At 34.3% G+C, this 17,925-nt stretch carries 10 protein-coding genes and 1 tRNA gene; 4 read left to right on the forward strand and 7 right to left on the reverse strand.

Annotation, left to right across the window (positions count from 1 at the left end):
* On the forward strand, window positions 1-378 hold a 378-nt coding region (locus tag BN2628_RS12980), incomplete at its 5' end, for a sigma-70 family RNA polymerase sigma factor (protein WP_074024182.1).
* A 126-nt stretch (window positions 379-504) separates the two neighbouring features.
* Here the strand turns inward: BN2628_RS12980 and BN2628_RS12985 are convergent.
* The 5 genes from BN2628_RS12985 to BN2628_RS13005 all read right to left on the reverse strand — a co-directional run bounded on the left by BN2628_RS12985 (window position 505) and on the right by BN2628_RS13005 (window position 7,789).
* On the reverse strand, window positions 505-1,197 hold the full coding sequence (locus BN2628_RS12985; protein WP_044224561.1) for a response regulator: 693 nt from the start codon (window positions 1,195-1,197) through the stop codon (window positions 505-507).
* A gap of 11 nt (window positions 1,198-1,208) precedes the next feature.
* Complete coding sequence (locus BN2628_RS12990) at window positions 1,209-3,833, reverse strand: ATP-binding protein (protein ID WP_044224558.1); 2,625 nt, start codon at window positions 3,831-3,833, stop codon at window positions 1,209-1,211.
* Window positions 3,834-4,059: 226 nt separating this feature from the next.
* Window positions 4,060-5,277 carry a bifunctional 3,4-dihydroxy-2-butanone-4-phosphate synthase/GTP cyclohydrolase II gene (locus BN2628_RS12995; RefSeq protein ID WP_044224555.1) on the reverse strand — a complete coding sequence of 406 codons (1,218 nt, stop codon included), beginning with the start codon at window positions 5,275-5,277 and terminating at the stop codon, window positions 4,060-4,062.
* Window positions 5,278-5,328: 51 nt separating this feature from the next.
* Window positions 5,329-7,284 (reverse strand): LptF/LptG family permease, encoded by a 1,956-nt coding sequence (locus tag BN2628_RS13000; protein ID WP_044224550.1) that lies wholly within the window; start codon window positions 7,282-7,284, stop codon window positions 5,329-5,331.
* 118 nt (window positions 7,285-7,402) lie between these two features.
* A complete protein-coding gene (locus tag BN2628_RS13005; protein WP_044224545.1) occupies window positions 7,403-7,789 on the reverse strand; it encodes an START-like domain-containing protein in 387 nt (128 codons plus the stop codon).
* A 297-nt stretch (window positions 7,790-8,086) separates the two neighbouring features.
* On the opposite strand from BN2628_RS13005, the gene BN2628_RS13010 reads away from it, so the two are divergent.
* Window positions 8,087-8,160: transfer RNA gene (locus tag BN2628_RS13010), tRNA-Met, on the forward strand.
* Window positions 8,161-8,297: 137 nt separating this feature from the next.
* Window positions 8,298-10,148, forward strand: coding sequence for a heparinase II/III domain-containing protein (locus BN2628_RS13015; protein ID WP_055097604.1), 1,851 nt, complete (start codon window positions 8,298-8,300; stop codon window positions 10,146-10,148).
* Here the strand turns inward: BN2628_RS13015 and BN2628_RS13020 are convergent, their stop codons facing one another.
* On the reverse strand, window positions 10,149-11,129 hold the full coding sequence (locus BN2628_RS13020; protein ID WP_044224542.1) for a Gfo/Idh/MocA family protein: 981 nt from the start codon (window positions 11,127-11,129) through the stop codon (window positions 10,149-10,151).
* Window positions 11,130-11,417: 288 nt separating this feature from the next.
* Between BN2628_RS13020 and BN2628_RS13025 the strand changes: the two genes are divergently transcribed.
* Window positions 11,418-13,628, forward strand: coding sequence for a glucosidase family protein (locus BN2628_RS13025; RefSeq protein ID WP_044224539.1), 2,211 nt, complete (start codon window positions 11,418-11,420; stop codon window positions 13,626-13,628).
* Between the two features lie 259 nt (window positions 13,629-13,887).
* On the opposite strand, the gene BN2628_RS13030 is transcribed toward BN2628_RS13025, so the two are convergent.
* A complete protein-coding gene (locus tag BN2628_RS13030; RefSeq protein WP_055097608.1) occupies window positions 13,888-17,907 on the reverse strand; it encodes a two-component regulator propeller domain-containing protein in 4,020 nt (1,339 codons plus the stop codon).
* Window positions 17,908-17,925: the final 18 nt, after the last annotated feature.

Here is a 17,925-nt window from a genome sequence, read left to right on the forward strand (position 1 = left end):
CAAGAAAAATTTGTTAATAACGATAATTTTAGCGGATGGATATTTACTATAATGCGTAATATATTTATTAATGATTATCATAGTAGTTCAAATAAATATACAGTTTTTGATAATGAGGAAGGAACAATAATGAATCGGTATGCATCGAATCCGGGAGAAGAGACACCGGACTCTACTTACACCGTTAAAGAAATAAATCGGGCAATCAAATCATTGGCTGAAGAATATCGTATTCCTTTCAGTTTGTATTTATCAGGATATAAATATCAGGAGATTGCAGATCGGATGAATTTGCCGATTGGTACTGTAAAGAGCCGTATTTATGCTTCTCGTCAGCAATTACAATCCAAGTTGAGAGATTATCACTATGATGCATGAATAATTTGAAGTAAAAAAGATTGGCAAACAGATGTATAAAGTTTGTTGATAGGTTAATTTTTAAGGTTTCCAAGTGGTAAAAACGGAATCGGGAGTTTTTTATGATAAAAACTTCCGATTCCGTTTTTATATTTCTCTGCAAAAGCGATAGCCTATTCCTGATTCTGTGACTATGAAAGAAGGAAACGACGGGTCGTCTTCTATTTTTTTTCTTAATTGGGCGATAAAAACTCGTAAATACTGAGGTTGGTCTTGATAAGGAACTCCCCATACTTCTTTTAATATGTATTGATGTGTAAGTACCTTACCTGCATTCTGTGCCATGAGTGCAAGGATAGAAAATTCAGTAGAAGTCAACTTTAGAATGTCATCATTTTTTTTAGCTAAATGATTTGCCAAATCGATAGATAAATTGCCAAAAGTCAGGACTGACGATTGTTCTTGATTTGATTGGATGGAACGTTGGGCAGACCTGATACGGGCCAATAATTCTCCGTTATGGAACGGTTTCGTTAAATAGTCGTTAGCTCCTAAATCCAGAGATTTGATGATTTCTTCTTCATGGGTACGAGCTGATAAAATAATAATAGGGTTGGTATACCATTCTCGAAGTTGCTTTAGTACTTGTTGCCCATCTGTATCGGGCAGTCCCAAATCGAGGAGGATAGTAGAGGGAGCAAACATTGCCGCTGCAGCTAATCCTTCTTTTGCATTTGAAGCAACGATGACTTTATAATTGTGCATTTCTAAAGTAATTGTGAGTAACTTTCTTATCTGCACTTCATCATCGATAATAAGTATAGATTTGTCGTTATTCATAACTTTGAATTTTATTCTTTAATAATCAGAATCTCGCTTGGAATCGTGACCGTAATACATGCTCCCGGGGTATTACAAGCTGTTGCTGTGCCTTTCATCGCTTCGGCATATCCTTTTACAATAGCCAAACCGAGGCCTGAGCCTCCGGTAGGGACATGTGCCCCCCTATAAAATTTATCGAAAATATGGGGTAAGTCTTCTTCATTAAATCCTGGGCCGTTATCGGATACTTCCATTGAGAATAAAGAATTTTCATAGTGCGTTTTTATATTTATTTGTGATTGTTTAGGTACGTAATTGATAATATTGTACAGTAGGTTTGTGAGAATCTGTTGCATTAGGACCAAATCCATATTGATAAGAGGGGTATCTTCTTCGATATCAATATTTAATTTATAGTCGGATAATTCTATTTTCATTTGTTGAAGTACTGGACCAATGAGATCTTGTATATCATAATATTCGCAGCGAGGGGAAAGTCTTCCGGAATCTACCCTTGACATCGAAAGGAGTTCTTCTATTAAACGGTGTAAGCGTTTACCGGCTGTATAGATTTCGTTATTAATTTCTTTAATCATATTGTTTCCTATGCTACTTAATGTCTCGGATGCTGTGAGTATGGTTGCTACCGGAATACGTAATTCGTGTGAAATGGAATTAAATAGAGTCTTATATAACTTATCCGATTCTTGTAAAAGTAGAGTCTGAGTAGCAAGTTCGTTTAAATATTCACGTTCAAGTGCGTTTGATATTTGCCTTTTTAATGTAAGCCAAATGAGTTCTTCGTGAGGACTGAACGGCCGTTTCAGTTTAACGGCAATTACCCCCATGCGCATACGTACACTGTTGAGTGGATAAAATGTTTTTTCTTCAGACATAAATGTTTCTGTGGACCGTCCTGCCGATTTTCTATTTGAAAATACCCATTTAGCAACTTCATACTCTTCTTCATTTATAGGAAGATGCTGGATAAAGGTCGGAACTTTGTTTAAAGAATCATTTTGGTCTTTCAAAATAATTGTACAATCCAAGTCAAAGCTTTCTTTTACAGCCTTATCTGCAACTTTCAGAACTTCTTCGATTCCCGATACAAAAGCCATGTGTTTTGAAAGGTGTAGTAGGGTATTGGTTGCCTGTTCTCTTTTTCTACTCATTAGTTCTTGCCGTTTCAAACGGTTTGCAAATATGGAATTTATAAGAGGAATCGAGAGAAATAACCCGAACATTGCTAGATTATTTATTCTGTAAAGAGTAAATGTTCCGAAAGGCGGTGTAAAAAAATAGTCAATTATAAGTGCAACTACGACGGCCGAGGTGAGTATTGGGCCAGTAGTAAAAAATAGAGATTGTATGGCCAAAATTATCATACAAAGGTAAATCACAGCTTGAGGATGTACCCAAGATATGAGTGGATATAAAAGGATTGTAAAACTTATTGTTATCAGTATGGAAGTTACATAGTTTGTTAAAGAAGCCGTAAAATTAGGACGTTTTATGGCTGTGTCGATTTTTCTTTTTCTTTTGATAGAAGATTCTTTAGACAGAATGTAGATATCTATATCTTCGCATTTTTTGATAAGTTTTTCGAAAGGGTATGGAGTCCTGAGCTGATACCATTTCTTATATGGTTCTCGTTCTAATATGAGGTGTGTAATTTTTTCTTTTTTTATGACAGAAGACATTTCTGAGATCCAATTGTCTCCTGTCATCCTGATTACATAAGCTCCTAAACGATATGCGAGCCTTATATTTTTATTCAGTTGGTCTTGTTCTGTATTAGATAAGTTGTCTGAAGTATATACGTATACGGCAAAAAGAGGAGCTCCCATGGTATACGAGAGCTCTTTTGCCCTTTGTATTATTCTTTCAGTTTTTGGTTTTTCGTCGATATGTACTAGTAAACGTAAACCTTCACGACTGATGTCTTCGAGTTTATTTGCTTCAATACGCTGCCTGATGGATTCATTTTTACGGAACGATATTAGTTTTTTGAAACTTTTTTTTAATAAAGTCAAATTGTCTAATGAAAAAAATATGGTTTCCTGCTCAGGTGTTAGGAATGATGTTGTAATTTCACCTGAATTATAACGGCGAATGATTTCTTCTATTTTACAATCGATAGGAATGATTTGTGCTGCTTGTTCGAAAAAGATATCGGGAACAATATAGGGCGCTTTGATTCCTATACGATTACTCATCATGTATGAATTACTCTCTAACTGGATGACACTTAATGTCGTATATACATTTATGCCGTTATCGAGCAACTCTTCGATGTCCTGGTATCTGAATTTATGTCTACTTCCTGAACTATTGTTATGAGCCAACTCGTCGATGATAACCAGCCCCGGAGAACGCTGTAATATGGCTTCGATATCAATTTCTCCAGATTGATTGGGAAGGATACATTCCATAACTGCATGTCTTCTTGACAATGAATCTGGATGAAAATTGCCTAAGACTACATCGAGGCCTTTTTGCCTGTGCAGGTATGCTTTTTCGAGCATAGCTTGGGTTTTACCTTCTCCCATGCAAGTTCCGAAAAAGATAGTCAGGTCTCCATGTTTTTTCTGGGAATCGGAAATAAGCATTTCTCGGCTAACCTTCTCTGCGTACAGACTTGTATTTGTTAACATATGACTGTCAGATTTAATAAGAGGGCTAAACTTATCTTAAACAAAATAAAGAAAGTTCTTTCATTTTTCAAAATAAAAGCCGTTAAATATGTTGTATTGTAATGATAATGAGGAAAAATCCCGACTTTTTGTGATAAGTACAAAAAATCCGGGATTTTTCCTCATTCAATATTTATTTGATTATTATTTTGAGTTAGATTAGAATTGAGTTCCCTATGTTCAATAATCATTTGATATTGTGCAACGTATGCCCCATTCTTTCTTTCTTTGTTTTCATATAGAACATATTATATTTATTGGGAGTGATCTCGATGGGGATATTTTCAATGATTTCGAGACCATAGCCTTCTAATCCGATTCTTTTTATAGGATTGTTGGTCATTAATCTCATTTTTCGAACACCTAAATCTCTAAGAATACTTGCTCCCACACCATAATCCCGTTCGTCTGCTTTAAATCCCAGATGTAGATTTGCATCTACAGTATCCAAGCCTTCTTCCTGTAGCTTGTAGGCTTTTATTTTATTCATAAGGCCTATGCCTCGTCCTTCCTGATTCATATAAACGATAACTCCTTTGCCTTCTTTTTCGATTTCGGTCATCGCTTTATGGAGTTGCTCGCCACATTCACATCTTTTCGAACCGAAAATATCTCCTGTCATACAGGAAGAATGCACACGAACAAGTATTGGTTCGTCTAAATCCCATTTACCTTTAATAAGAGCGATATGTTCCAATCCGTTTGATATTTGCTTAAAAGGAATAAGGCGGAAATGCCCGTATTCAGTAGGCATGTCTACTTCTACTCCTCGTTCTACAATAGATTCTATTTTTAATCGATAGGCAATAAGATCTCTGATAGAAATTATTTTGATGCCGAAACGCTTAGAAACTTCCACCAGCTGAGGAAGACGCGCCATGGTACCATCTTCATTAATGATCTCAATAAGTGCCCCTGCAGGGTAAAGTCCGGCTAAGCGTGCCATATCTACGGCAGCTTCTGTGTGTCCTGAGCGACGTAGAACACCGCGGTTTCGGGCACGTAAGGGATTTACATGTCCTGGGCGGCCTAAATCTGATGGTTTAGTTTCAGGATTAGCTAGTGCTTTGATAGTTTCTGCTCTATCAAACATAGATACTCCTGTCGTACAACCACCGCCGAGTTTATCGACAGTAATAGTAAAGGGGGTTTCGTGGATTGATGTGTTTTCTGTCACTTGCATGTCCAGTTCTAATTCTGCACAACGTTCTTCAGTGATAGGAGCGCAAAGAACACCACGACCATGAGTCAGCATGAAATTGACCTTTTCGGGTGTGATTTTTTCTGCCGCAACAATAAAATCTCCTTCATTTTCCCTATCTTCGTCATCTACTACTATAATAAATTTTCCTTCTCGAAAATCTTCAATAGCCTCTTCAATCGTGTTTAATTTAATTTCGCTCATATCGTATAATATTTGACTTTATGAATAAATCCGTAAACTGTTATTTTTTTTTTAGCTTTCTTTGTACCCGAATTCATCAGGTTTACTTGGCAATATGTTTTTTTTGCCGGAAGGCTCTAAATCTTTATGTATAATTTCTTTTAATTCTTTATTTGTAGATAAAATCATATTTAATTCGCGTCTTAATCCTTTTTGCTGCCAACTGCCAAATAGATATATCGGTACTGAAATTGGAAATAGAATGGCTAATAGAATGCCAGCAGATTTTATTTTGGTAGGTCGATATAAATATAAATTTCGGATTATGGGATAATCCATCAATTTAGTAATTAACAATTGATTTTTGGAATATTGAGCGTATTCTACCAGCGTTTCTAATCTGTAACTAATCGAATGTAATAAGTCCTTGTCATATCCACGTGTCCAATATTCATAATAATTTTGACGTTTATTCCCGGTTTTTCTCAGCATTTCATTACATAAATCGCTTAGTTCATCAATATATTTTAGAGCAGTTTCCGGTATCATCTCATCTATTACAATTTCTTTCATGACAATATTACGGACTTCCTGTTTTCCGATTATTTTTCGTATGAAGTTCATGTAAGCATCTCGATTAAATACGGCAGAATCTTTGACAGCCTTATATGTGAGGAATATGCCTAATGGAAGTAATACGGCAGAGCTTAGCCAGATACCTTCCCATACCGGCCAGCGTCCGTCTCGTGCCATTTTATAACCTGTGTTGTCGATAATGTAATAGAAAATGAATAAAAATACGGATACGATGACCGGCATGCCTAAACCTCCCTTTCGAATGATTGCACCTAATGGAGCTCCAATAAAAAAGAATATTAGACAAGCAAAAGAAAGAGTAAACTTTTTATGCATTTCCATTTCATGACGCCTGATTGTCCGTTTCTCATCATTTGTTACGAGACTCTTGTATTCAAAGTCTTGCCTTACGCTTTCTGCACGGGTTATGGCCCTGTCAAGAAGAGCCTGTTTTCGTAATAAAGATTCCTGTGCGTACAAACTGTCTATATTAAAGGATTGTTGCTGAACTTGTTTTGAAGGCTTTGCGGTATTATTTTGGTAATCATACAAAGTAAAGTATCCAGAGCGTTTTAGGTCATTACCAAATGTTCGTCCGATACTATCCATTCTGAGGTTCATGGAATCAATGGATGTTCTTAATGCATGCATGTCTTTCCCTATATATTGATTTTGCATGATTCCGTCATCCATTCGATTAAAATTTGCATCGAAAGGTATTAATATTTCTTTTTGAGAGAACGTTTCTCTTCGGTAGGGTACATTTTTGGAAGACCGATTCTGAGTTTTCAGGTTCTCAAATGATTCACCATCGTACAACGTTAGAAAGAGATATTGCTTATCATCCGTAAGTTTTAGTTTCCCTGAATCTGCAAGTATCATCATGACGTCATCAAAGCCTTTTGAAACATCATATATCATCAAATCTTTCATTATACCAGTCTCTCGATTTTTACTCTTTACATAGAGATTGTAACCACTGATTTGATCATAGAAAACACCTTCTGGAATATCTAGCTCGGGAGACTTTTGTCGGACGGAATAAAGTAGAGTCCACATCTTTACCTGTGCTTTAGGTAAAATATCGTTTTGAAAAAAAAATGCGCCCACTACGATTAAACAGATTACAACAATCAAAGGCCGCATGATGTGTATGAGAGAAACCCCTGCAGCTTTAATCGCTAACAATTCGAATCGTTCGCCTAAGTTCCCGAATGTCATTAAGGATGCTAATAATAAAGCTAAAGGAAGAGACATCGGAATAAGAGTAACGGCTGCATAAAAGAATAACTCTGCCAATACGGACATTTCAATTCCTTTGCCTACCATTTCATCTACATACTTCCATAAAAATTGCATAAGTACGATAAATAGGCAAATGAAAAATGTCATTAAAAAAACAGGCAAAAATGTCTGTAAAATAAATGTATATAGTCGTTTTATACGAAGCATATAGTCGTTTTACATTATTTCGCAAAAGTAGCGTAAAAAAATGAGATTACGATGATGCAGTTGTATAAAAACTATAAAGACTCAATTGTAAGGATTCAGAGAAATGTCTTTAAAAAAGTCATGCACCTAAAGTTCTTTTTAGCGACTCTATTTGTTTATCCCATAAATCTATACTATCTTTTTTTTCTTCGGGATATGCAAAATCGGTAATCTCGAGGACAACGTTTCCTGTAAGTTCGGCAACATTGATACGGAACTCAAAGTAGGCTTTACTATCAGGTTCTTCATCGCACCATTTAAAACGAATAAATGAGCCGGCACGAAAAGTCGTTTGTATCGCTTCCTGAGGAGACTTGTTCCAATAAAATGTAAAGTGTTTGCCATCGGCTACAACTTTATCTGCGAACCAGTCGGCTAATCCATTGACAGTTCCGATATAGGTCCATAGTACAGAGGGAGATATATTGTTTAGACTGTATTCAATGGTATATTTTTCCTTTTTCATTTTGTATAGATTTAAATGATTAGGGGAAAACAAGCTTCCCGTGTTTGAATAATTATGAGGGCGAATATATGTAATATATCGAAAATTCCAACTATGTTGAATTATTTTTTTGTGAAATTAATCATTCCAGTTTCTTATTGTTATAATATAACTAATATTATTCTATTGAAATATAGTAAATTAAAATATATTTTGAAAAAAACGATACAAAAATATCGCTAAACTTTGCAGGTTTCAAAAAAACGATATATCTTTGCACCGCATTTGTCACAATAAGGCAGATACAATTGAAATGATGGCGAGATAGCTCAGTTGGTTAGAGCGCATGATTCATAATCATGAGGTCCCGGGATCATGCCCCGGTCTCGCTACAAAAGGCAAAGAGAAGTATTTTTCTATTGCCTTTTTTCTTTTTTACACATTAGCTCAATAAAAATAATAAAATCTCGTTCCTATAATTAAGGAGATTTTTCTCGGTTCTCCATGAAGTTTAAAGTCGAATTTCTGAATGATGAAAGTAAAATATGTATCTATTTTATTATTGGGCTTATTGGGTTCGTTTTTCACAATATTGAGTGTTATAGCGGAGACTCAATCAAAATCAGTATTAGGTCGAGAACTTAGGCCGCATCCGCGTTTGTTATTTACAGATTCTGATGAAATACGTGTAAATAATTTGTTGAAAACAAATAAATTTGCTAAAAGATTATCAGATAAGTTGCATCGTGAAGCTGACCGTTTGTTGACAGTTCCCGTAGAGTATCGTTTTTATGAAGATGGCTCTAAGGTTCCCCCGTTGCATATTAGTCGGGAGTATGTATATCGTATGATAACTTTATCTATGGCTTATCGGTTGTATGATGATGACAGGTATGCCGAAAAGGTAAAAGAATCCTTGGAATATATTTTTACGCTTCCGCTTTGGAATACTGAACCTGCACATTTTTTGGATGTTGCAGCAATGACTACAGCCGTAGCCATTGCTTATGATTGGACCTATGATTATTTGCCTGAATCGTTGAAGGGAAAGATTCGCTTTATGGTGAAAAGATATGCTTTGGACCATGCTGTTAAAGAATATCGAAAAGGCGATAATACCTCTTGGGCTAAGCGAGAAACGAATTGGAATGTAGTCTGTAATACGGGAATGTCTCTTGGCGCACTGGCTTTTGCTGAGGATTATGTAGGATTGGCAGATACAATAATAACTAATTCGGTAAAATATATGCCCAATTGCCTTCGATTTTTTGCTCCTGATGGTATTTGTTATGAGGGGCCGGCTTATTGGGCATATACGAATGTGTATTTGTCTATGATGATGAAAGCGATGGATGATAATCTGGGTTCTTGTATGGGAATAGATACCTTGCCTGGAATTTCTAATACGGCCAGATTCTATGTCGAAGCGACAAGTCCATCAAAACGAATATTTAATTTTGGAGATTGTACTGAAGGGACATTGCCTTATGCTGGTCCTGCTTATTTTTATTTTAGTAGGAAGTTTCAACAACCGGATGTAGCTCATTTTGCCAGAGAGACGATAATGTCTTTAATGGATAATAAAGAGCGTACACGTTGGCATTTCTTTCTATCATTAGCTTGGTGCGATATTTCAAAACCGGAAGAAAGTGCTCACTTGGAAAAAGTGAAAATTTATAGGGGCATCAATGATATTGTTATCTTTCGGGAAGGTCACAAAAAAGATGATTTGTTTTTAATTGCTAAAGGTGGTGCTCCTGATATGGCCCATCAGCAAATGGATGCCGGTAATTTTATAATAGAGAGATACGGCATTCGTTGGTTAGAAGATTTGGGTGCAGATAATTATGACTTGCCGGGTTTTTGGGATAGTAAAGATGGAGGGAAACGCTGGAATTATTTCAGAAATACCAATTATAGTCATAATACATTGATTATCAATGATGATAAGCAGTGCGTTTCGGGTCGAGCTTATGTTATGGATAAAGTTGAGAGTAAAAAGCAAACTTCAGTGGCTATTGATTTGACATCAGTATATCAGAAAGATGCCGATAGAGTAATCCGACGATTTTCTTTATCTAATAAAGGCCTTATGATTGTTGGTGATTCGATATATTTGAAAGATGCTGAAGGTACGGTTTGTTGGAATGCTGTGACATCATCGAAGGTTTTATTAGATGGTAAAAAGGCAGTTTTGGAGAAAGACGGCAAAAAATTTGTTTTACAGATTCTTTCTCCAAAAAATGCAAAATTTTCTACAACAGTGGCAAAGCCTCTTACTCCTTTTGAAAATCCTGTTACGGGATATACGTTGTTACAAATTCGTTTGGATGATTGTCCCGAAAAAGAACAGTATATTGAAGTCCAGTTAGGGGAATAATCATTGTTCCTTTAGTATCCGGTCCATGACTAAAGATGTTCTGGCACCGGAGATTCCCGTAGAGGGGCAATGTCCATGTCCTCTTAACTCATCCACAATAGTTTGTATCAAGGGTTGTTCGATATGTTCGGGGGGAGTGAATGAGTATTGTTCGGATATCTTATCAGTTATTAACATAATAGGAGTGAAAGCGAATGTACTGAATGTTATTTTTCCATTTGTTCCTATGATTTCGATAGAATCCTGCTCTGAGTTTTCATGAGCGACAAAGCTCCATAGCCCTGTACCTACAACTCCTGACTCAAACTGGAGAGCTGCGCATATAGTATCTTTAGTATCATATAAGTGCCCCAGATTTTGGGAATATCCTTTTGCTGATTCTATTTTACCCAATAGGAAGTCGAGAATGTCGAGTGTGTGAGGGGCTAAATCATAAAAGTAACCTTCTCCAGCAATACTTTTATCTACCCTCCAAGTATGAGTATTGGCATCGAAGTCAGATGCTTGGGCTTTCTTGATATGTTTTATGTCAACAGTGAGCACTTGTCCAATTCTGTTTTCGTCTAATAAAGCTTTTACTTTTAGAAAATAAGGGAGTGCCCGGCGATAAAAAGCAACAAATAATTTTTGATTTGTTATTTTTGAGGTCTCTATCATTTCAAGACATTCGGTGTAGTTCATTCCCATAGGTTTTTCTACATATACCGGTTTATTTGCTTCCATGGCCTGTATCGCATATCTTTTATGCATGTTAGGAGGAGTGGCTATATATATGGCATTTATATCGGGGTCATTTATCAATTTGTCGGCTTCTGTGTAATATTTTTCTACACCATGTCTTTGCGCAAAATCTTTTATCTTGGCTTCATTTCTCCGCATAACGGCAACTAAAGATGAATGTTTTATCTTATAAAATGCCGGACCGCTTTTCTTTTCACACACATCTCCGCATCCGATAATGCCCCAATTAATATTTTCCATAAATTGATATTTTTCATATTTGCTTTTTCAAAGTTAATCAATTTTTATTTTCAATAGTTTTTGAAGATGGACTAAAGCTAAGGAAAATATTGGAGAATAAATTGTATTTTTAGATTTATTGATGATTTAATATAGTGTAATGATGAAAAATTATATTTTTCTTACCTGTAAGAAAGGAGTGATTTTTGTGTTTTTTGGCGAGTTTGTATTTTTTTTATAAAATGTAAACTATTTTCTTTGTAGTAATTATGTTGATTTGATAAACAATACGATAATACTAGTATCAAGATGAAACATGTTAGTTATTTAATGTTAGGGATTTTAAGTTATTTCACTTTTTTTTCAGTAAAGGCTCAAGATAAATTTTTTGACCCTTTATTAGACCCTGAATGTAAAGCTTCTTTTCCAGAGTTAATGGAAACGTGGAATAGTACTTATATGTGGTATCCAGGTTTACTTAGTGCTCATAAGCAAAAAATTCAAAAAGAAAAATCAGATAATCGTTGTGTGAATGTGGATTATCCGGGTAATTTTATGAAAGATTATAATCGAACTATTTTTCGTAAAAAAATAAAATTGGCAGAAGATACAGAAATACGGTGGAATGCTGTAGGGAAAGTATCTTTTTCTGTTGATGATAGAGAAATAAACAACAATCTTAAGGTGTATAAATTGTCGTCTGGAACACATTTTTTGAAATTTGATGTGATGACGGAAAATCGTTTGCCAGCACTTATTGTACAGGGAGAAGGAATTCAAGATCTTGAAGGATGGCAGGTCAGTTTGGATAATCAATCTTGGAATCTTCCCGAAACAGATATTCGCTATAATAAACCTTCAATAGCTCCAGACGATAGCGAGGAGCTTACAGTGACAATTTTGCCGGATAAATATATTGTTTTAAGAAATACAGTTTGTAGAGATTCTCTGTTAGAGTTAGGAGAAAATGCTCGAGTATTATTGGATTTCAATCATTTAGAAATAGGAAATGTTATTGTACGTGCTTCTGGTAGTGGTACAATATCATTTAGTGTGGGTGAGTCTCCGGATGAAGCATTAAATGAAGATATTCGAGGTTTTGAACAGCGAGATATTGAACCATTCGTTTTGACCGATAGTATACAGGAATTTATATTGCCTGAACGAGCATTACGTTATTTGAAAATTGCTTGTGATCGTCCGTGTAAAATAAAATCTGTTCGTTTTGACGCAAAAATATGGCCTGTAAAATTTTTAATGCAATTTGAGTGTAGTAGTCAATCTTTAAATAATATTTGGAAAGCTGGAGTTGCAACGTTGCATGCATCTATGCATAATTTTTATTTAGATGGAATAAAGCGAGATTTTCTTCCTTGGTCAATGGATGCTATAATTAGCTCATTAGGAGGTGATTATGTATTTGGTGACCGTCAGGTGTCTCGCAATGGTATTTCTGTATCTTTGATGCCTTTACATCCACAAATATCAGATTGGGGAATTGTTGATTATCCTTTGCATGCATTGATTGGACTCAAACATGATTATATGCGATATGGAGATCTTGTTACCTCTTTGATGTTTAAAGAGCGTATTCTTCAACAATTAGCACTTTATGAATCTATTCAAGATGAGAATGGATTTATCGAAGCAGACCGTCCTTCATGGGGGTTTATTCCGGGATGGGCTCGAAAAATGGGGCCTGAAGAATATGGGAAGCCTGCTTATGCGCAGATGATGCTCTATCAAAATTTTCTGATAGGATCATATTTTGCCCGTTTATGGAATGATGATTCCCTAGCAAAGCATTATGTTCAAAAAGCAGAACAATTAAAGAATAGTATTATTAACTATTTTTGGGACAATGAAAAAAAGGCATTTATTAATGGATATCGCATCAATGGAGAGAAGGATTATCGTATATCACATCATGCTCAATATTGGGGAATATTAACGGGGTTATATCCAGAAGAGAATTATAATTATTTATTTGATAAAATTATTCCTGCTATTCCCTTCTATAAAGAAGAGATTAGTTATGAGAAGGGATATGAATTTTTAGCATATATTAAGGCTGGGCGTAAAAAAGAGATCTTTACTATGTTGGATGAAGTTTGGGGAGATTGGTTACGTCAAGGAAATACCCGTTTCCCAGAGAATTTTACACCCCATATTTCACTGAAGGAACAATTAGCATTTTATAACCGGCCTTTTGGTTTAAGCCTCTGTCATGGTACAAATGGAGTACCGCCTATAATTGCTGTGTTATATGGCCTTTATGGTTTCTCACAATCAGATAAGAATCTTTCAGAATATACTTTATGTCCGGATTTGATGAGTTTGGATTGGATAAAAGGTTGTATACCGATAAAAGAAGGCAATATTAATATCCATTTAATAAAAGAAGGAGTCTGTTCGATTGAGATTCCTAAAAATTGTACAGTACATTTATACCCTAATGGGAGAGATGGAAAGCTTTTGACATATAAAAAAGCCGGCGTATATACTTTTCGGATGAAATAGTATGACCGATATAGAAATAAAGTCGAGGCTTGAATGAGAAATGTGGTATTATAAATATAGATGAAAAAAGGGTTGAGGGCTAATTCCAATTTTGCTTGGATCTTTTTGTGTTTCCTTTCGGGCTATTTTCCCGTTTCCATTTATCTAATTAACCATAATAAAAACAGCCCGAAAGGAAACGTAAAGAATATTTGGTTAAGTTACTTTATTGGAATATTTAAATGGTTTTAAATATAAATCATGTCTTATTTATATATTATTAATATAGTGTTTTATTCTTTTTTACAAAGTCTTTAGGTAAAACCCCAAATTGTTTTTGAAAAACTTTAGAAAAATATGATGTGGAAGAAAATCCTACTAAGTAACAAACTTCATTGACTTTGTATTCACCTTCTTTTAATATTTCGGCAGCTCGTTTTAATCGGATCAGTCGAATAAAGTCATTGGGGGTAGATTCCGTCACACCTTTTATTTTTCGAAGTAAACTGGACCTGCTCATAAATAATCCTTCAGCTAATTGATCTACATTAAAATCTGGATTAGATATATTTTTATATATGACATCGGTGAGTTTATTAAGAAACTGTTCGTCAGATTTTGTCAAAGCGATATTATCTGTATGAGTAAATGGTGAATTAGCGAATACTTCTCTCATTTTTTTTCGATTATCAAATATATTATGAATTTGAGCTTGTAAGTGCTCTATTGAAAATGGTTTTTCAATATATGCATCAGCACCACATTCTAATCCAGTAATTTTACTTTGTACATTCGTTTTGGCGGTCAATAGAATTACAGGGATATGACTGAATTCAGTATCTTTTTTTATTTTGCAACATAGTTCAAATCCGTCCATTTCGGGCATCATAATATCACTTATAACCAGATTAATAAGTTTTTTTTGTAATACTTTTATTGCCTCTGTGCCGTTTGTTGTTTTATATATTGTATATTGATATTCTAATCTTTTAGAGATGAACTGTAAAAGATCTTCATCATCTTCGACGATTAAAATGGAATAACAACATTTGCTTTCTTGATTAGTGTTATTGGAGAAAGTTTGTTGTAATTTAAAAGCTGTATTATTTATGTTCATATTGTTTGAGCCAAGAGTATTTTCTTGTTTTTGAGGCAATAACACAATAAATGTATTCATATCTTTTTCGGTTACGTCAAGAAAGACTTTTCCTTTATGTAATTCTACTAATGATTTGACAAGAGCTAAGCCAATTCCTGTACTTGATTTTATTTTATTTTTGTTTTCATTTACTTGATAGAAAAATGGCTCAAAAATTTTATCTTTGAGTTCTATAGGGATTAAGTCCCCATCATTTTTTATACAGATTTTAAAATATTCTTCAGAGTTACTTAATTCTATCCAGATTGATTTTTGAGCATATTTTATAGCATTGGAGAAAAGGTTACTTATAACTTTTATCATAGCTTCTTTGTCGACATCTGCATATATTTTTGTTTTAGGTCTTGTTATACAAAATTGCAAATCTTTTTGTTTGGCTAATGGCATGAAGCGTGTGTAGATCTCCTCTATCAGTTCATTGATGTCTGTATTTATGAATTTTAAACTGAATATTTTGGATTCGGTTTGTCTAAAATCTAACAATTGGTTTATTAGAGATAGTAGCCGGGTAGTGTTCTTTTCCATAATGTTTAAGTTCGTTTGTAATTCTGATTTGTCGACATCATTTTTTATTATATATTCCAGTGGTCCTTTTATTAGAGTAAGAGGAGTACGTATTTCATGGGCAACATTTGTAAAAAATTCTATTTTTGAGTCATATATTTCCTTTTCTTTTTCTTTTTCATAAAGTATTTGTTGATTTTTATTTCTGCTTTCTATTTTATTTTTGTAATATCTGAAAATGAAGAAAATGGTAATTAGGATAATTAGAATATATGTAAAGTATGCCCATGAAGTTTTCCAAAAAGGCGGAAGAATTGTAATTTCAAGAAAATCTCCTTTTTCATTCCATAAGCCGTCGTTATTAGAAGCTTTTACATAAAAAATATATTTTCCGGGGGATAGGTTTGAGTAGGTAATTTTTTGAGCAGATGTTATGTAGTTCCATTGGTTTTCCAGCCCAACCATTTTATAAGCATACCTATTCATTTCGGGAGCGACATAGCTTAGAGCTGAAAATTCTATGCTAAAGGAAGATTGGTCATAATTTAAGGTAATTGGGGAAGAATAGAATCGATTTTGCCCTTTATTTTTGTCTAATAGTTCAAAATTAGTAATAGTTACAGGAGGAATGGAATCATTTGATTTGAATTCTTCGGGTCTGAATGTAACTAATCCATTTAAACATCCGAAATACATTTTTCCACTTTTATCTTTATATCCTGATTTGGAGTTAAATTGGTTCCCTGGCAATCCGTTGCTTTGTGTAAAAGAACGGATTGCTTTTGTTTCAGGGTTGAATCTCATTAGACCACTGTTACTTGATAGCCATAAATTTCCGTTGTTGTCTTCTAATATTTTATAGATAACATCATTTATAAATCCATCTTTTGTACCATATCTGACAAATTGTTTTGTTTTTTCATCGAATGTGCAAATACCTCTTGATTCGGATGCAAACCATATTCTTTTTTTACTGTCTATAAACATGTTTGTGATTTTGTAATAACAAATTGAATGGGGATTTGATGGGTCATAAGAATATAGTTTACATTCTTTTGTTCTTGGGTTGAAACGAAATGCTCCTACATCAGATGTTGAGAACCATATTTGTCCTAAAGAATCTTCGATAATATCAGAAATGAAATGTAGTCCTATTTGGTCTTGGAATATAAATTTTTCATTTTTTCGGTCATATAGAAATGCTCCAGTAGAAGTCCCGACCCATATTCTATGTGAACTGTCTTTGAAAAGAGCGAATATATCATTATTATTTAAAGTCCCTATTTGATCTCCTTTTTGATAATACTTCCATTCTTTTGTCTTGAGATTCAACACATTTATCCCATGACTATATGTTGCTATCCATAATGATTCTCCATCAATAATTATATCGTGTATATTGTGGTAATTGATTGTATTTGGGGTTAATAAAGGAGAGAAACTTTCAAATTTATTATTTTGTATATTGAGTTTATTAAGTCCGGCATCTTCGGTTCCAACCCAAATATTTCCGGATGAATCTTCACAAATCCCGCTTACACGTTCTCCTGATATCGAATTTTGATTTTTAATTGGGTAATATTTTTTAAAAAAAGTATAAGGACGAGGGAAATAGTTTACCCCACCAAAATAGGTACCGATCCAGATTCCTCCTTCTCTATCTTCATACATAGAGTATATAGCGTTATCAGATAGGGAATATCGGTCATAAGTATTATGGGTGAGATGTGTTGTCGTTTTATTTCTTATATTGTATATGTAAAGTCCGGATTCAGTTCCAATCCAACAGTTCCCGTCAGAAAATATATCCATGTCGCGTACAAATAATTTTTTTTCTTTTCTATCATTAAGATAAAATGGATAAATTTCATTTGTTGTTTTGTCTATGATTCTTAGTTCTTCATTAAAAGAGCCTACCAATAAGTAATTATTATGTATATTGACAGTTTTAGAAGTGAGACTTGTACTAAAGTTTGTACCAAAGGAATCTCTTGTATAGGATTTGAAATTATTTTCAACAGGATTATATCTCTTAATACCTCCATGATATATACTTATCCATACCTGTTTATCTTTATCTATGTTAATGGACCATATTCGAGCTAAAGGAGAAGTATGAGCTCGGTCAAGGAATAAAATCGTTTCGAGTTTCCCTGTATGAGTAGAAAAGCGGAAAAGATTATTGGATGCTATCCATATATTTCCAGATGGGTCGATTTTCATATCTAAAACCAAGTCTTTTATGTATTCGTTATTTTCGGTTTTTGTATCGAAAAATGTAAAAGAATTATTTTGGGGATGATAGATGAATATACCTTTGTCTGTCCCAGCCCATATATTGCCATCTGGAGTTTGTAATAAAGACCAAATGGTGTTATTCCCTATACTTTGGGGATTTTTTTCGTCATATTTGAATACTTTAAAAGAGTTTCCATCATACCGATTTAGACCATCTTTTGTCCCAAACCACATGAATCCTGTTTGATCTTGTAAAATAGATAACACGGTGTTTTGAGAAAGTCCATTTTCTGTATTTAGTCGTCTAAAATAATAGTCTTGTTTTTCAAGAGCTAAAGCCGTATAGAAAAACGGTATTGAAATAAGGAGAGATAGAAAAAAGGTTAATTTGCATTTCATGGGAAAGTAATATTAGAA

Source organism: Gabonia massiliensis, assembly GCF_001403595.1.
Lineage (GTDB): Bacteria > Bacteroidota > Bacteroidia > Bacteroidales > Coprobacteraceae > Coprobacter > Coprobacter secundus.